Here is a 13,858-nt window from a genome sequence, read left to right on the forward strand (position 1 = left end):
CTTCAGCTGAGCATCACCCTTCCCGGAATGCCCGCTGAGCATGATCACTGATTGGTTTGAGCAAATAAGAAATGACGCTTCTGGAGCCTGTCTTGATCATCGACTCCACCGGCATGCCCGGCACCAGGGCCAGCCCTTGAAGCTTTGTCAGTTCGCTCTGAGGAATTCTGATGCCCGCGCGGTAGAAGCCAACACCCGTGCGTTCGTCCTGTATTAGATCCGCCGAGAGGCGAACCACGGTGCCGCTCAACTCGGGAGTGGTGCTGCGATTGAAAGCACTCAGGCGCAACGTGGCGTCCTGACCGAGAGACACCTGATCAATGTCCTGCGCACTGATCTTCGCCTCCACCAACAACTCATCATCAGCCGGCACGATCTGCATCAAGCCTTCAGCCGGGGAAATCACCCCGCCCACGGTGTGCACGGCCAATTGCTGTACCCGCCCGGCAATGGGCGAGGTGATGTCGATTCGCTTGAGCTGATCATTGGCGCTGATTTCACGCTCGATCAACTCGCCCTGGCGTGCGAGCAAGTCGCGCAATTCCTCTGAGACTTCGCTGCGAAAGGTCTGATCGACTTGAAGCCGCTGCAGCTCGGTTTCGGCGATCTTGCCCCGCGCTTCTGCAATGGAGGCCATCAGCTGCCCGCGTTCACCGCGCAGCCGGGCGATGCCACGGGCCAGGGCATTAACCCGATCCAGAGTCATCAGGCCTTTGTCGAAGAGCTTTTTGACCGCTTGATATTCCTTGTCGATCAGCTCGATTTCTTCGGACTTGGTTTTCTGCTGGATGTCGTGGCCTACGATGGTTTCGTTGAGTTGCTGGACCCGTTCGCGCAATTGCTTCTTCTGGCCTTCGCGGGACGCACGCCGGTCCAGGAACAATTGCTGTTCGCTGGCCATGACCACGCGCGCCTGATCGGTACTCATGCGTGCGAGCAGTTCTTTCGGCACTGCCACTTCACTGACATTGTCGCGTTCGGCTTCCAGGCGCGCCTGGCGTGTCCACGCTTGATTCAACGACTTGCTCACGATGGCCTGACTGGCCGCTTGCAAGGTGGCATCGAGGCGCAGCAAGACATCTCCCGCCGCTACCTGCTGGCCTTCCTTGACCAGTAACTCGGCGACTACACCGCCGGTGGGGTGCTGGATCTTTTTGACGCTGCCTTCCACTGCGAGGGTGCCGGTGGCAATCACCGCACCGGACAGGTTGGTGCAGATCGCCCAGGTCAGACCGCCGCCGAGCAATACCACCAGCGAGATCACACCCAGGCGCAAGTGGCGGGACAACGAATGGCTCAGGGTACTTTCTTGATCGTTATGCATCAGTTGGACACTCCCATTTCCACGACATTGGTTGTGGGCCGGGAGGCCGGTGGCACGGGTTTTCTCAGCACGGATTCTTTAGGCCCGAAGGCAACCTGGGCGCCGTTTTCCAGAATCAGCACTTGATCGATCACTGACAGGATGTTGGTGCGATGGGCGATGACCACAACAATGCCGCCTCGTGCCTTGACCGCCAGGATCGCCCTGGCCAGCGCATGCTCGCCTTCGGCATCGAGGTTGGAATTGGGCTCGTCGAGCACCACCAGAAATGGGTCGCCGAACAACGCTCGTGCCAGGGCAACGCGTTGCCGCTGGCCGGCGGACAGATTGACGCCACCCTCACCGACCTGGGTTTCGTAGCCCTGGGGTAATTGCAGAATCAACTCGTGAACACCCGCCAGTTGGGCGGCGGCAACAATCGCACTGTCCGCTGCCGATGGGTCCAGCCGTGCGATGTTCTGGGCGACAGTGCCGGTGAACAGGCCCACGCTTTGTGGAAGGTAACCAATCAACTTGCCTCGAGCCTGGTCCGTCAACAGATCGAGGGGCGCGCCATCGAGCCGCACATGTCCGCGCGCGGGGCGCCAGGCATTCACCAGAACGCGGGCTAATGAAGACTTGCCCGAGGCACTCGGCCCCACCACGCCGACAGCCGTGCCAGCCGCCACGGTGAAATTGACGTTTTGCAGCGTCAGCCGCTGGCCACCAGGAGGCGCGGCGAAAATCCCTTCCACCTGCAAATTACGATGAGCCGCCGGCAGTTCAGTCTTGCTCTGCTGATCGGGAAACAGACTGAAGACTTCCAGCAGTTTCTTCCAGGCGATGTGCGCGCCCAGCAAGCTGCGCCAGGTGGCAATGACTTGCTCGGCAGGCGCCAGCGTACGGGCGACGATGATTGAAGCGGCGACCATCGTGCCGCCGCTCAGATCACCTTTGATCACCAGATAAGCACCAAGGGCCAGCGATCCCGACTGCACGGCCAGACGCAGGTTTTTCGAGATACCACCAAAAAAACTGCCAATGTCCACCGAGCGTCTCTGCAAGGTCGTGTACGTGCTGTGGTGGTTTTGCCAAATGGTCGACGCATTGTCGACCATGCCCATGGCTGCCAGCGCTTCGGCGTTCTGGTGGGACTGTTGGCCGTGATGATTGCGCTTGTTCAACGCCTCGGCCGAGGCTTGCGTCAGTTTTCGGGTTTGTCGGTCGGTCATGATCGTCAAGGCGATCAGGACAATCACCAGCGCAGTGGTCAACCAGCCGAACGACGGGTGGATATAGAAGCAGACGGCCAGATAGACCGGCATCCATGGCAGATCGAAGAAGGCCACCAGTCCTGGCCCACTGATGAAACCACGGATCTGATCCAGCTCCTGCGCGGGTTTCAAGGCATCCCCGGTAATCGGCGTTTTCAACGAGGCACCGGAAATGACGCTGAAGACTCTGGAAGACAACGCCAGATCGAGGGACGAAGCGATTCTGACCATGACCCGTGAACGCACGATGTCCAGCAGGCCGGACAACGCATAGACACCAAGCACCAGCAGCCCCAGGGCGACCAGCGTCGGGATACTTTGGCTGGGAATGACCCGGTCATAGACTTCCAGCATGAACACCGGGCCGATCAGCGCCAGAATATTGATCACGCCGGAAAACACTGCCGCGCCGATCAAACCCTGACGCAATACCGATTTCAGTTGCAGCGCCACAACAGGCGCACTGACGGCTTTATGACTTTTCACTGGTGTTCCATCCCTAGGGTTTTGCATGGCTTCCATGTCGCCGAACGCGTGTTCTGGCTTTATGACGCAGGCCGAAAGAAACTTGACGCGTATCGACCCGCGCTCGCCGAGAGTGCAAGTTCCGCACCAGACAGACCCGACGAACGGTAGAAACCTGCTCGACCGCTTTTCTATCGGGCATAAAAAAACCGACGCCTTGCGGCATCGGTTTTTTAGAGCTATCGAATCACATCAGGTCATCTGAATGATGGTCTGCATGATGGTGCTCTGGGTGGAGATGGTCTTCGCGTTCGCCTGGTAGTTGCTCTGCGCCTTGATCAAATCAACCAGTTCGTTGGTCAGGTTGACGTTGGACTCTTCGAGCGAGTTGGACACGACTGAACCCAGGGTACCGGTCTTCGGTGCATCGACACCGGCTACACCGGAGGCGAAGGTTTCTTTCCAGCGGGTACCGCCAATTGGCTGCAAGCCTTGCTCGTTGGCGAAGCTCGCCACCGCCACCTGGCCGATGGCCTTGGTTTGCTGGTTGCTGAAGTTGGCGGTCATGACGCCGCTGGCGTCGATGGTCAGGCTGGAGATCTGGCCGGTGGCGTAGCCGTCCTGGTATTGGGCAGTACGGGCGGTTGGCGAGTTGTAAGAGGTGGTCAGCGCCATGTTGAACGCGATACCGCCAGTGGCAGCGACGGAACCGTTCGGGCCCCAGGTCGGCGGAATGGCGGCGGCATTGATCACAGCTCCTGGCACCCAACCAGTCATGGTCAGCGTGTTGCCGGTTTTGGTCCAGCCAGCGCCGGCTGTCAGCGTGTTGATGCTGCCGTCGGAGTTGAAAGTGATGTCAGCAGTGATCGCCACTGGAGGCGTGGTTGCAGGGTTGGCCGGGGAGCGACCGTCCATGTAGGTATAGACACGCCACGCGTTGGTACCCGTTTTCACGTAGTACTGGTCCATGGTGTGCTCGTTACCCTGGCTGTCGTAGACCTTGGTGGAGATGGTCTTGTTATAGCTGTTGGTATCGGTCGGGCTGAACGGGGCCACGGTCGGCGTGGTTTCCGCCGAGTTCAGGTTCATCGTCTGATCAACCTTGGTAGTCGGATTCGGCTTCAAGCTCGAGGTATCGATCTTCAAGTCAGTCAACACACCGTTGATGATCTTGCCGTTGGCATCGACGCCATAACCCTGCAGTCGGTTGCCGTTGTTATCAACCACAAAGTTTTGAGCGTCGGTCTTGAACGCACCGGCACGGGTGTAGCTCAGGGAACCGTTGTCGCTGAGGATGAAGAAGCCGTTACCCTGGATGCCCATGTCCAGCACGTTGCCGGTGTTGTTCACGTCGCCCTGGCTGAACTGCTGGGAAACGTTGGCCAGGCGTACGCCGTTGCCGATGGTTTTGCTGCCGGTACCCAGGCGAGTGGCCGAGTACACGTCTTCGAATTCTGCACGGGACGATTTGAAACCGGTGGTCGCGACGTTGGCGATGTTGTTGCCGGTCACGTCCAGTTGTTTGTTGGCTGCATAGAGACCGCTAAGGCCGATATTGAAAGACATATTCCACTCCTTTGTGCCGTGTTAGTCGGCTCTATATACCAATGGTTTGCACTTTGGACAGGGCAACGCTGCCCAGGCCTGCCAGGTTCAACATCAACTCACCGCCGGTCTGGCTGATGGTCACGCTGTTGACCGTTGCCGGCAGGTAAGTAATCAGTGAGGTGTTCGTGCCATCGATGGTGGTCGTTGCGCCGAAGGTGTAAGTACCCGCCGGTGCCACCGCGCCCGAACTGTCCTTGCCGTCCCAGATGAAACTGGTGTTGCCGGCGCTTTGGCTGCCCAGGTCAAGGGTGCGGATGACCGTGCCTGCCGAGTTGGTGATCTTGACGGTGGCTGCGGAAACCGATGTCGGCACCACCACGGTACCGTTGAGGCTCTTGGAGGTGTCGACCACCGCTTTGTCGGTCTGCGCGATGACCGAACGGCCCACCAGCGAAGAAGCCTGCAAGGCTTGCGACGAGTTGTAGTTGCCGGCAATACCGCTGACAGTCTGGTTCAGCGTGGTGATGCCTTCCAGGCTACTGAACTGCGCCAACTGAGCCACGAACGCGCTGTTGTCCTGAGGATCGAGCGGGTTCTGGTTTTTCAGTTGGGTGACCAGCAGTTGCAGAAACGCATCCTTGCCCAGCGCCTTGCTGCCGGTGGCGCTGCTGGTGGCCGCGGCAAGACCGTCACTGGAGGTCGTGCTGGTCTTGACCGAAGAGTTGGCCAGGACATCCTTGATGCTTACGCCGCTGGTGGTATCGGTAACACTCATCGAAAGTCGCCCCTTATCACTGACCGAGGGTCAGGACCTTCTGCATCATGGTTTTGGCGGTGTTCATCATTTCGGCGTTGGTCTGGAACGAACGGCTCGCGGAAATCATGTCGGCCATCTCTTCGACGACGTTGACGTTCGGGTAGTAGACGTAGCCCTTGGCATCGGCAGCCGGATGATTCGGCTCGTAGCGCGCTTCAAGGTTGCTCTGGTCTTCGACCACGCCCAGCACTTGCACGCCTTGACCGGCTGCGTCCTGGTTCTGGAACAGCGAATCGCTGCCGCCGCTCTGGCCGCCCTGGAACATGGTGGCGAACACCGGATGACGGGCGCGATAGGTCTGGTCGATGCTCGACGAGACGGTTTCGGCGTTGGCGATGTTCGAGGCCACGGTGTTCAAGCGAGTGGTCTGGGCACTCATGCCGCTACCGGCAATGTTGAAAACACTGGATAGAGACATGGATTACTCTCCGCGCAGGGCTGACACCAGCCCTTTGAATTTACTGTTGAGCAGGGTGAAGCTGGCCTGGAAGTTGACCGCGTTTTCCGCGTAGTTCGACTGTTCCAGTTGGGCGTCCACGGTGTTCTGGTCGATCGACGGTTGCATCGGCGTGCGATACATCAGCGACTCGTCGCCATTGCCCAAACCCTCAGCTTCGATGTGACGGCTGTTGGTCATGCTCAAGGCGAACTTGCCGTTTTTGGTTTTCTCGTTCTGCTCGGCGAGCACTTTCGAGAAGTCCAGATCCCGAGCCTTGTAGTTCGGGGTGTCGGCGTTGGCGATGTTGTTGGCCAGGACTTCGGCACGCTGAGCGCGGAAGCCCAGGGCTTGTTCGTGGATACCGAGCGCTTTATCGAAGCTGATGCTCATGTCGGGAAACCTTCGGGTGACCTGATTTTTCGTAACGTGAACATAGCAAGCGGCGTGCCAATTCAAAAAAGCCCGTAAACCGGGGCTTTGCCGGCGATGGCAAGACGGCAATGCCAGAAAAGCGGCAACCGATTTCCGCCGCCTGCCGCTTTTCTGCCGCTTGTAACTGGCAACGACTATCCAATGTGGGAGCGGGCTTGCTCGCGAAGGCGTCGTGTCAGTCGACATTTGCTTTGACTGGCATACCGCATTCGCGAGCAAGCCCGCTCCCACATTGGATTGTTGTAGGTACAGGGAAATCATCAGGCATAAAAAAACGGGAGCCCCCTAAGGACTCCCGTTTTTTTATGCCTGCCGCTTTTGAATCACTTCGCCTTGTAAATGATCCCCGGGCTGCACTGGACCATCTGGTAATGATCCGGCAAACCGTTCAGCGCTTCGGACGCGCCAAGGAACAGATAACCGCCCGGCTTGAGCGTGCTGTGGATACGCAACAGGATGTCTTTCTTCACCTCGGCGGAGAAGTAGATCAGCACGTTGCGGCAGAACACGATGTCGAACTTGCCCAGGCTCGCGTAGCTGTCCAGCAGGTTGAACGAGCGAAATTCCACCCGACTCTTGATCGGTGCCTTGATCGCCCAGCGCCCCGGCCCCTTGGGGTCGAAGTACCGCTGCAGGCGCTCGGGCGACAGACCGCGGCCGATGGCCAGGCTGTCGTACTCGCCGGTCTTGCAGTTGGTCAGCATGGTGCCGGACAGGTCGGTGGCAACAATCTGCACGCCCATCTTCAACTGGCCCATGTTGACCCGTTCGAACTCATCGATGGACATCGACAGCGAATACGGCTCCTGACCCGACGAACACGCCGCCGACCAGATCCGCAGGCGCTGGCCGGGGCTGGCCTTGATCGCTTCCGGCAATACCTTGTTCTTCAAGACTTCAAACGGATAGGTGTCACGAAACCACAGGGTTTCGTTGGTGGTCATGGCATCCACCACCATCTCGCGCAAACCGCTGCGCGGCTGGGTCTGGATGCGCTGAACCAGCTCGCCCAGCGATTTGATGCCCTGCTGTTCCATCAGTTTGTTGAGACGGCTCGAGACCAGATATTGCTTGTTTTCACCGAGCAAAATGCCACAGGCTTTTTCCAGGAATACCCGGAACTGTTCGAAATCCAAATTACCCGTAGACAAAGATACCGCCTCTTAAATCGTGTTGACCGCCAGGGGCAGAAGGCCTCTAGCTGTTATCTGCTGCTTTGATCCGGTCGACTACCCGGGATGCCAGGTCATCAGGACGGAACTTGGCCAGGAAGTCATCGGCACCGACCTTCTTGACCATCGCCTGATTGAACACTCCCGACAACGAAGTATGCAGGATGATATGGAGCTTTTGCATGCGCGGATCGGCGCGGATCTCGGCCGTCAGGGTGTACCCGTCCATCTCCGGCATCTCGATGTCGGAGATCATCATCAGGAACTCTTCCTCCGGCTTCTTGCCCTCGTCGGCCAGTTTGCGCAGGTAATCCAGCGCTTGCCGACCGTCGTTCAACGCCACCACTTCGACACCGACCGTCTGCAGGCAACGGGTCACCTGCTTGCGCGCCACCGACGAGTCATCGACCGTCAGCACCCGCAAGGACAATGCCTTGTGCTGAGTCTCGACATCCACCACGCCCACCGAAATCGCTTCCGGCGTCGGCGCCACTTCCGCCAGCACCTTCTCGACGTCGATGATTTCGACTAACTGGTTGTCGACCCGAGTCACAGCCGTCAGGTAGTGATCGCGCCCCGTGCCCTTGGGTGGCGGATGAATCTCCTCCCAGTTCATGTTGACGATGCGCTCCACCGACCGAACCAGGAAACCCTGGGTCTTGGTGTTGTACTCCGTGATGATCACGAAGGGATTGCTCTGGTCCAGCAACCGACCGGAACCGGTCGCCATCGCCAGATCCAGAATCGGAATGGTTGCCCCCCGAATATTCGCCACGCCGCACACGACAGGACTGGACTTGGGCATCAGAGTCAGCTTGGGGCATTGCAGCACCTCACGAACCTTGAACACGTTGATCCCATACAGCTGCTGGCCGTCGAGACGGAACAACAACAGCTCAAGGCGATTCTGCCCTACCAGTTGCGTGCGCTGGTTCACCGAATCCATTACACCAGCCATGCCAAGACTCCTACACCAACGCTAAGTGTGTTGCGACGCACATTCATCACGAAACGGCACGGCGCTTGCTTTTTAACTCTTATGAACACAGAACCGACATTTTTCCGACGCCTGACATCAACCTGCCGCAGATTGCTCTGTGCGATGTCGGCCGTTTGCCTGTTCAACGCTGGCAGCCCTGCCCTTGCTGATACGGTTACCTTGCCTGACATGCTTATCGGCGTCACCCAGGGCTTTCTTGAATTCACCGTAGAGGACTATCTGGCCAGCAGTCAAACGCAAGGTCGCTACGAAATCCAGGTCAATCAGCTCGATCCGCGCCTGCGCATGCCTATGTGCGACAAGGAATTGACTGCCACCCTCGAGAGCCCGGCAAGGCCTCTGGGCCGGGTCACGGTCAAGGTTCGCTGCGAGGGCGCCGCACCCTGGACCGTCTTCGTGCCCGCTCAAGTGAAGCTGTTTCGCGACATCGTGACGACCACTCGTCCGCTCAAGCGCACAGGGATTATCGAACCTCAGGACGTAACCCTGCGCGAGCGCGATGTCAGCCTGATAAACCAGGGTTTTCTGACTTCTGTCGATCAGGCGATCGGGCAAAAACTTACCCGACCAATGGTCGCCGATCAGATCATTACGCTGGTGCATCTCGAACAGGCGGAAGTGGTTCGCAAGGGCGACCAGGTGGTGATTACCGCCCGCAGTGGTACGCTCAGTGTGCGCATGCCGGGTGAAGCGTTGTCCAACGGTGGCCTGAGCGAACAGATTCGCGTCAAAAACCTTAACTCCCAGCGGGTCATCAAGGCGCAAGTCACCGCGCCCGGCCAGGTGGAAGTAGCCATGTAAGGGCTCTGTGTTTGTGAAGTGATGGCGCGCCGTCTGGCGGTTGCCTAAACTGTGCCGCATGCAGGACATGCGCTGGCGCATGCAAGCTCATTGATAAATGGGCCTAAAGTTTTTTGGGAAATAGCCGAAAACATGGCAAGCGTCCAAATACCCAGAGGTTTTTTGTCATGGTCATCGATTTCAGTCGTTTAAACAGCTCCTCGTCACTTACGGGCAGTACACGTACCAGCGCTGCGAAGGAAACCGCCGAAGCCGGCCAATCCGCGCCGCTGAATACCCCGGCCGAACAGGCCAGTACCACCAAAAGCGGGGAATCGGTACACCTCAGCAATGAGGCTCAACAGTTGCAGAAGGTCACTGACAAGCTGCGCGATCAGCCTGCCGTCGACAAAGCCCGCGTGGCCGAGTTGAAAGCAGCGATTGCCGATGGCAGCTATAAGGTCGACAGCAACCGTGTAGCCAGCAAACTGCTCAACTTCGAAGCCCAGCGCTAGGCCACGGCCCGCGCCAGGCTTTTGGACGCTTAAAACCCAAGGCCAGCCATGCACGACACTCATTTACTGCAACTGATCATCGACGACTTTGCCCCGGCGCAACAACTGCTGGAACTGCTGCAAACCGAGTCCCTCGCCTTGCACGGTCGCGACATGCCACTGCTTGAAGAGATTCTGGCGCGTAAACAGGCATTGATCATTCTGCTCGAACAGCATGGCCGCAAACGCAGTGAAATCCTCGTCAGCCTCAATCTGCCGACCAATCGCCAGGGCCTGGAGCAACTCGCCAGCCAGTCGAGCATTGGTGAACATTTGCTGGCACAGAGCGACGTGCTGACCGACCTCCTGGCCCAGTGCCAGAGCACCAATACCAACAATGGCCAGTCGATTCTGGTGCAGCAGGCCGCCACGGCCAACCAGCTGAAAATCCTCACCGGCGGTGAGCCGCCAGCGCTCTACGATGCCCGCGGATCAACCTCCAAGCTCGCCAAGCCACGCCCGCTCAGTCAGGCTTGAGCCTTTCAATGAGCACGCTCTATCAAGACGCGAAACATGCTGGCAGAATGCTGGCTAGTAGTCATATTTGTCTGGAGATTGATACCCCGTGTTCAATGCCTTAAACGCGGAAGATGCTCCGCAGCCACCCAAGGTGCTCACCACGCCCCTGGAAATCTCCGGCAACCTGCGTCAGCTGCAAGACAGCCATGACCCGCTGATCATCACGTTCCACGAGCGCAGCCAGCGCTTCCAGAGTTATCTGGTGGATGTCGATCGTAACAGCAACATGATCGCCCTGGACGAAATGATCCCCCGCGACGGCGAACGCTTTCTGCTGGCCGGTGAACCGTTCAAGGTCGAAGGTTTCCACGATGGCGTGCGCATCGCGTGGGAAAGCAACGGCCCGCTGACTATCGACGAATCCGGTGATGGTCGCTGCTACCGTGGCTCGCTGCCCGATGAGGTGGTTTACCACCAGCGCCGCAATGCTTTCCGGGCTGCGTTGAAGCTGGCACAACTGGTTAATGTCGAGCTGGGGGGTGACAAACTCAAGTCGCCTATTGGTGGCAAACTGCTGGACATCTCCGCCACTGGCTGCAAATTGCGCTTCGACGGTGACATCACCGCCAGGCTGCAATTAGGCCAGGTCTACGACCGTTTCATCGCCGCCCTGCCCTTCGGCAGCATGACGGCACCGGTCGAGTTGCGTTACCTGCACTTTGAAGAAAAGATCAACACCACCTTCGCCGGCGTGCGCTTTCACAACATGAGCGGCCTGGTGCAACGGCAGGTCGAGCGGTTCGTCTATCAGCTGCAACGCGAAGCCCGGCGCTTCGACAAAGACGACTTCTGATACGCCCCGCCAATAAAAAAACGGGCAGCCCCTTGCGGTGACTGCCCGTTTTTTTTATGCCTGGATCAAGGCCGCGCTTCGGTAAAACTTTGCTCGCGACCTGCGTCCGGGTCTTCTGATTCCGAAACTGTTTCAGGTTCTGGTTCGGGCTCGGCATCCGGATCGACATCAGGCTCCGGGTTGACCGGGTTCTGCATCTGATCCTGCACCACTTGCTCATCGACTCGCGGGTCAAGGCACGCCACCAGTGGCGAACTCGACATGCTGTCCGGCATGGCCACGTGATGCAGCGGAGCATCGTCCACCTGATGCAGGTTGGTGACCGCTTTCGGACGGATTCGCCACACCAGCACTAGCGCGAAGAAGCTGAAAAAGGCATAGAGCATCTGGCTGCCGAACAACTTCATCAACACCCCGGCCACCAGCGGTCCGATACTCGCGCCGACGCCGTAGGTCACCAGCAGCATCGCCGTCAGCGACACCCGGCGATCACCCTCGACGTGGTCGTTGGAGAACGCTACCGCCAACGGGTACAGACAGAACTGCACCAACGAGCAGAGGAATCCGGCGATGAACAGCACCTCCAGCGGCACCTGCTGCATGATCGCCAGCGGCAACGCCGCCAGTGCCAGGGTGAACGCAAAACTGCGGATCAACAGTGCCCGGTCATAACGGTCGGACAGCCAACCCAACGGCCACTGCACCACCAGCCCCGCAAAAATGCAGCTCCCCATGAACAGGCCGACCTGTTCCGTGGACAACCCTTGCTGCGAGGCATACAGCGGCGCCAGACCGTAGAACGAACCGACGATCAACCCCGACCCCAATACCGTGCTCAGTGACTGCGGCACGCGCTTGATGAAGAACCGTGGCTCCATCGGTGCCGGGTGCAGAGGCGCCGGGTGAATCCGCCGGGTCAGGGCCACCGGCACCAGACACAGGGCGAAGCACAGCGCGACCAGCATCAACAGTTCCAGCCCCAGTCCCGGGTGCATGACCAGAATCAGCTGACCCAGCACCAGCCCCAGGTACGAGGCGATCATGTAGCCGCTGAACACCACGCCACGCTGCTTGGCTTCTGCCTGCTCGTTGAGCCAGCTTTCGATCACCATGTACTGGCACATCATGCCCAGGCCGACGATCACCCGCAGGAACAACCACGCGGGCAGCCAGTCCACCAGGCCATGGCCCAGCACCGCCGCGCCGACGATCCCGGCACAGGCTGAATAAGCTCGAATATGCCCGACCCGGGCAATCAGCCGATGGCCGATCTTGCCACCCAGCACCAGGCCGAAATAGTTGGCCGCCATCAACGCGCCGACCCACAGGCTGTCGACTTTATCGGCCGCCAGGCGCAGGGCAAGGTAGGTACTCAACAGGCCCGAGCCGATCAACATCATCAGCGAGGCGAAATAAAGTCCTCGAAAGGATTTCAGGATTTGGCGCATCGGCGTTCCGAGCGGCTCCTTGCAGTGAGTATCGGGCTATCGACAACGATAGCCCGATGGCGACAGATCGTCAGGCCTGGGCTGCTAGAACACGCCGTTCCCAGGGAGTAATTTCATCGAGGAAGCTGGTCAACTCCATGGTCTTCGAAGCGATGTAGCCTTCGATGAACTCCTTGCCGAACAGTTCCTTCGCCAATTGGCTACGTTTCAGACGTTCAAGAGCGGCATGCAAGGTACACGGCAACGCAAGATTATCCGGCACCACGAATTCACCCTGGATTGCCTCGCTCGGCTCCAGTTTGTTTTCGATGCCATACAACCCCGCCGCCAGGCTCGCGGCGATCGCCAGATACGGATTGGCATCGGCCCCCGGCAAGCGGTTTTCGACCCGACGAGCAACCGGGGAACTGGCCGGAATGCGCAATCCGGCCGCGCGGTTGTCGTGGGACCAGCAGGCATTATTGGGCGATGCGTAAGGATGGCACAGGCGCTGATAGGAGTTCACATTCGGCGCGAACAGCGCGGTGAAATCCGCCAGGCCGGCCTGCTGACCGCCGATGAAATGACGGAAGGTCGCCGTCGGCTCGCCGGCCTTGTCGCTGAACACGTTACGCCCGGTGCCGATCTCGACGATGCTCTGGTGGATATGCATCGAACTGCCTGGCGTGTGAGCCAACGGCTTGGCCATGCAGACCACGGTCAGGCCATGCTTGAGCGCCACTTCCTTGAGCAGATGCTTGAACAGCAAGGTCTGGTCGGCCAGCAGCAGCGGGTCGCCGTGCAGCAGGTTGATTTCGAATTGGCTGACGCCCATCTCATGCATGAAGGTATCGCGCGGCAAACCCAGCGCCGACATGCATTCATAGACTTCATTGAAGAACGGACGCAGGCCGTTATTGGAGCTGATGCTGAACGCTGAATGACCGTCCTCGCGGCGACCGTCCAGGCCGACCGGCGGCTGGAAGGGTTGCGTCGGGTCAGGGTTGGGCGCGAACACAAAGAATTCCAGCTCGGTCGCCACAACGGGCGCCAGACCGAGGGCAGCGTATCGAGCGATCACCGCCTTGAGCTGGCCGCGGGTCGACAGGAGCGAGCTCTCGCCCGTCAGCTCCTGCGCATCGCATATAGCCAGCGCCCGAGGTTGCGAGCTCCAGGGCAAGCGGTGGATCTGCGCGGGATCCGGCACCAGCGCCAGGTCGCCATCATCGCTGCCATAAAAACGCGCCGGCGGATAACCGCCCATGATGCATTGCAGCAGCACTCCCCGCGCCATCTGCAAACGCCGCCCTTCAAGAAATCCTTCGGCGGTCATCA

At 59.1% G+C, this 13,858-nt stretch carries 14 protein-coding genes; 4 read left to right on the top strand and 10 right to left on the bottom strand.

Annotated features, from left to right (window positions below; all coding sequences use genetic code 11):
• Nucleotides 1-13: 13 nt before the first annotated feature.
• The 8 genes from PSH64_RS22805 to PSH64_RS22840 all read right to left on the bottom strand — a co-directional run bounded on the left by PSH64_RS22805 (nucleotide 14) and on the right by PSH64_RS22840 (nucleotide 8,408).
• A complete protein-coding gene (locus PSH64_RS22805; RefSeq protein ID WP_305478764.1) occupies nucleotides 14-1,324 on the bottom strand; it encodes an HlyD family type I secretion periplasmic adaptor subunit in 1,311 nt (436 codons plus the stop codon).
• A complete protein-coding gene (locus PSH64_RS22810) occupies nucleotides 1,324-3,063 on the bottom strand; it encodes a type I secretion system permease/ATPase (protein WP_305478766.1) in 1,740 nt (579 codons plus the stop codon). The genes PSH64_RS22805 and PSH64_RS22810 overlap by 1 nt, the downstream gene beginning before the upstream one ends.
• A gap of 231 nt (nucleotides 3,064-3,294) precedes the next feature.
• Nucleotides 3,295-4,608, bottom strand: coding sequence for a flagellar hook protein FlgE (gene flgE, locus PSH64_RS22815; protein WP_305478768.1), 1,314 nt, complete (start codon nucleotides 4,606-4,608; stop codon nucleotides 3,295-3,297).
• 31 nt (nucleotides 4,609-4,639) lie between these two features.
• A complete protein-coding gene (gene flgD / locus PSH64_RS22820) occupies nucleotides 4,640-5,365 on the bottom strand; it encodes a flagellar hook assembly protein FlgD (RefSeq protein WP_105346308.1) in 726 nt (241 codons plus the stop codon).
• A gap of 16 nt (nucleotides 5,366-5,381) precedes the next feature.
• Nucleotides 5,382-5,825, bottom strand: coding sequence for a flagellar basal body rod protein FlgC (gene flgC / locus PSH64_RS22825; RefSeq protein WP_007937507.1), 444 nt, complete (start codon nucleotides 5,823-5,825; stop codon nucleotides 5,382-5,384).
• Between the two features lie 3 nt (nucleotides 5,826-5,828).
• Nucleotides 5,829-6,236 (bottom strand): flagellar basal body rod protein FlgB, encoded by a 408-nt coding sequence (flgB, locus tag PSH64_RS22830; RefSeq protein WP_007937506.1) that lies wholly within the window; start codon nucleotides 6,234-6,236, stop codon nucleotides 5,829-5,831.
• Nucleotides 6,237-6,601: 365 nt separating this feature from the next.
• Nucleotides 6,602-7,429: a protein-glutamate O-methyltransferase CheR gene (gene cheR / locus PSH64_RS22835; RefSeq protein ID WP_030131810.1), complete on the bottom strand. Its 828-nt coding sequence runs from the start codon at nucleotides 7,427-7,429 to the stop codon at nucleotides 6,602-6,604.
• Between the two features lie 46 nt (nucleotides 7,430-7,475).
• The gene (locus tag PSH64_RS22840; RefSeq protein WP_305478773.1) at nucleotides 7,476-8,408 is read right to left on the bottom strand and encodes a chemotaxis protein CheV; all 933 of its coding nucleotides are present in this window, start codon (nucleotides 8,406-8,408) and stop codon (nucleotides 7,476-7,478) included.
• Between the two features lie 81 nt (nucleotides 8,409-8,489).
• On the opposite strand from PSH64_RS22840, the gene flgA reads away from it, so the two are divergent.
• The 4 genes from flgA (at nucleotide 8,490) to PSH64_RS22860 (ending at nucleotide 11,096) form a co-directional block, all read left to right on the top strand.
• Entirely contained in the window at nucleotides 8,490-9,251 is a 762-nt protein-coding gene (gene flgA, locus PSH64_RS22845) for a flagellar basal body P-ring formation chaperone FlgA (RefSeq protein WP_305478775.1), read from the top strand.
• Nucleotides 9,252-9,418: 167 nt separating this feature from the next.
• Nucleotides 9,419-9,745, top strand: a complete 327-nt coding sequence (gene flgM, locus PSH64_RS22850) for a flagellar biosynthesis anti-sigma factor FlgM (RefSeq protein WP_105346318.1) — start codon at nucleotides 9,419-9,421, stop codon at nucleotides 9,743-9,745.
• Nucleotides 9,746-9,793: 48 nt separating this feature from the next.
• On the top strand, nucleotides 9,794-10,261 hold the full coding sequence (locus tag PSH64_RS22855; protein WP_105346320.1) for a flagella synthesis protein FlgN: 468 nt from the start codon (nucleotides 9,794-9,796) through the stop codon (nucleotides 10,259-10,261).
• Between the two features lie 88 nt (nucleotides 10,262-10,349).
• Nucleotides 10,350-11,096 (top strand): flagellar brake protein, encoded by a 747-nt coding sequence (locus PSH64_RS22860; protein ID WP_305478778.1) that lies wholly within the window; start codon nucleotides 10,350-10,352, stop codon nucleotides 11,094-11,096.
• Nucleotides 11,097-11,161: 65 nt separating this feature from the next.
• Here the strand turns inward: PSH64_RS22860 and PSH64_RS22865 are convergent, their stop codons facing one another.
• Together PSH64_RS22865 and PSH64_RS22870 are read right to left on the bottom strand one after the other, a co-directional pair.
• Nucleotides 11,162-12,544: an MFS transporter gene (locus tag PSH64_RS22865; RefSeq protein WP_105346323.1), complete on the bottom strand. Its 1,383-nt coding sequence runs from the start codon at nucleotides 12,542-12,544 to the stop codon at nucleotides 11,162-11,164.
• A gap of 70 nt (nucleotides 12,545-12,614) precedes the next feature.
• On the bottom strand, nucleotides 12,615-13,856 hold the full coding sequence (locus tag PSH64_RS22870; RefSeq protein WP_181150711.1) for a glutamine synthetase family protein: 1,242 nt from the start codon (nucleotides 13,854-13,856) through the stop codon (nucleotides 12,615-12,617).
• Nucleotides 13,857-13,858: the final 2 nt, after the last annotated feature.

It is taken from the genome of Pseudomonas sp. FP1742 (genome assembly GCF_030687145.1).
In the GTDB taxonomy this organism is placed as follows: domain Bacteria; phylum Pseudomonadota; class Gammaproteobacteria; order Pseudomonadales; family Pseudomonadaceae; genus Aquipseudomonas; species Aquipseudomonas frederiksbergensis_D.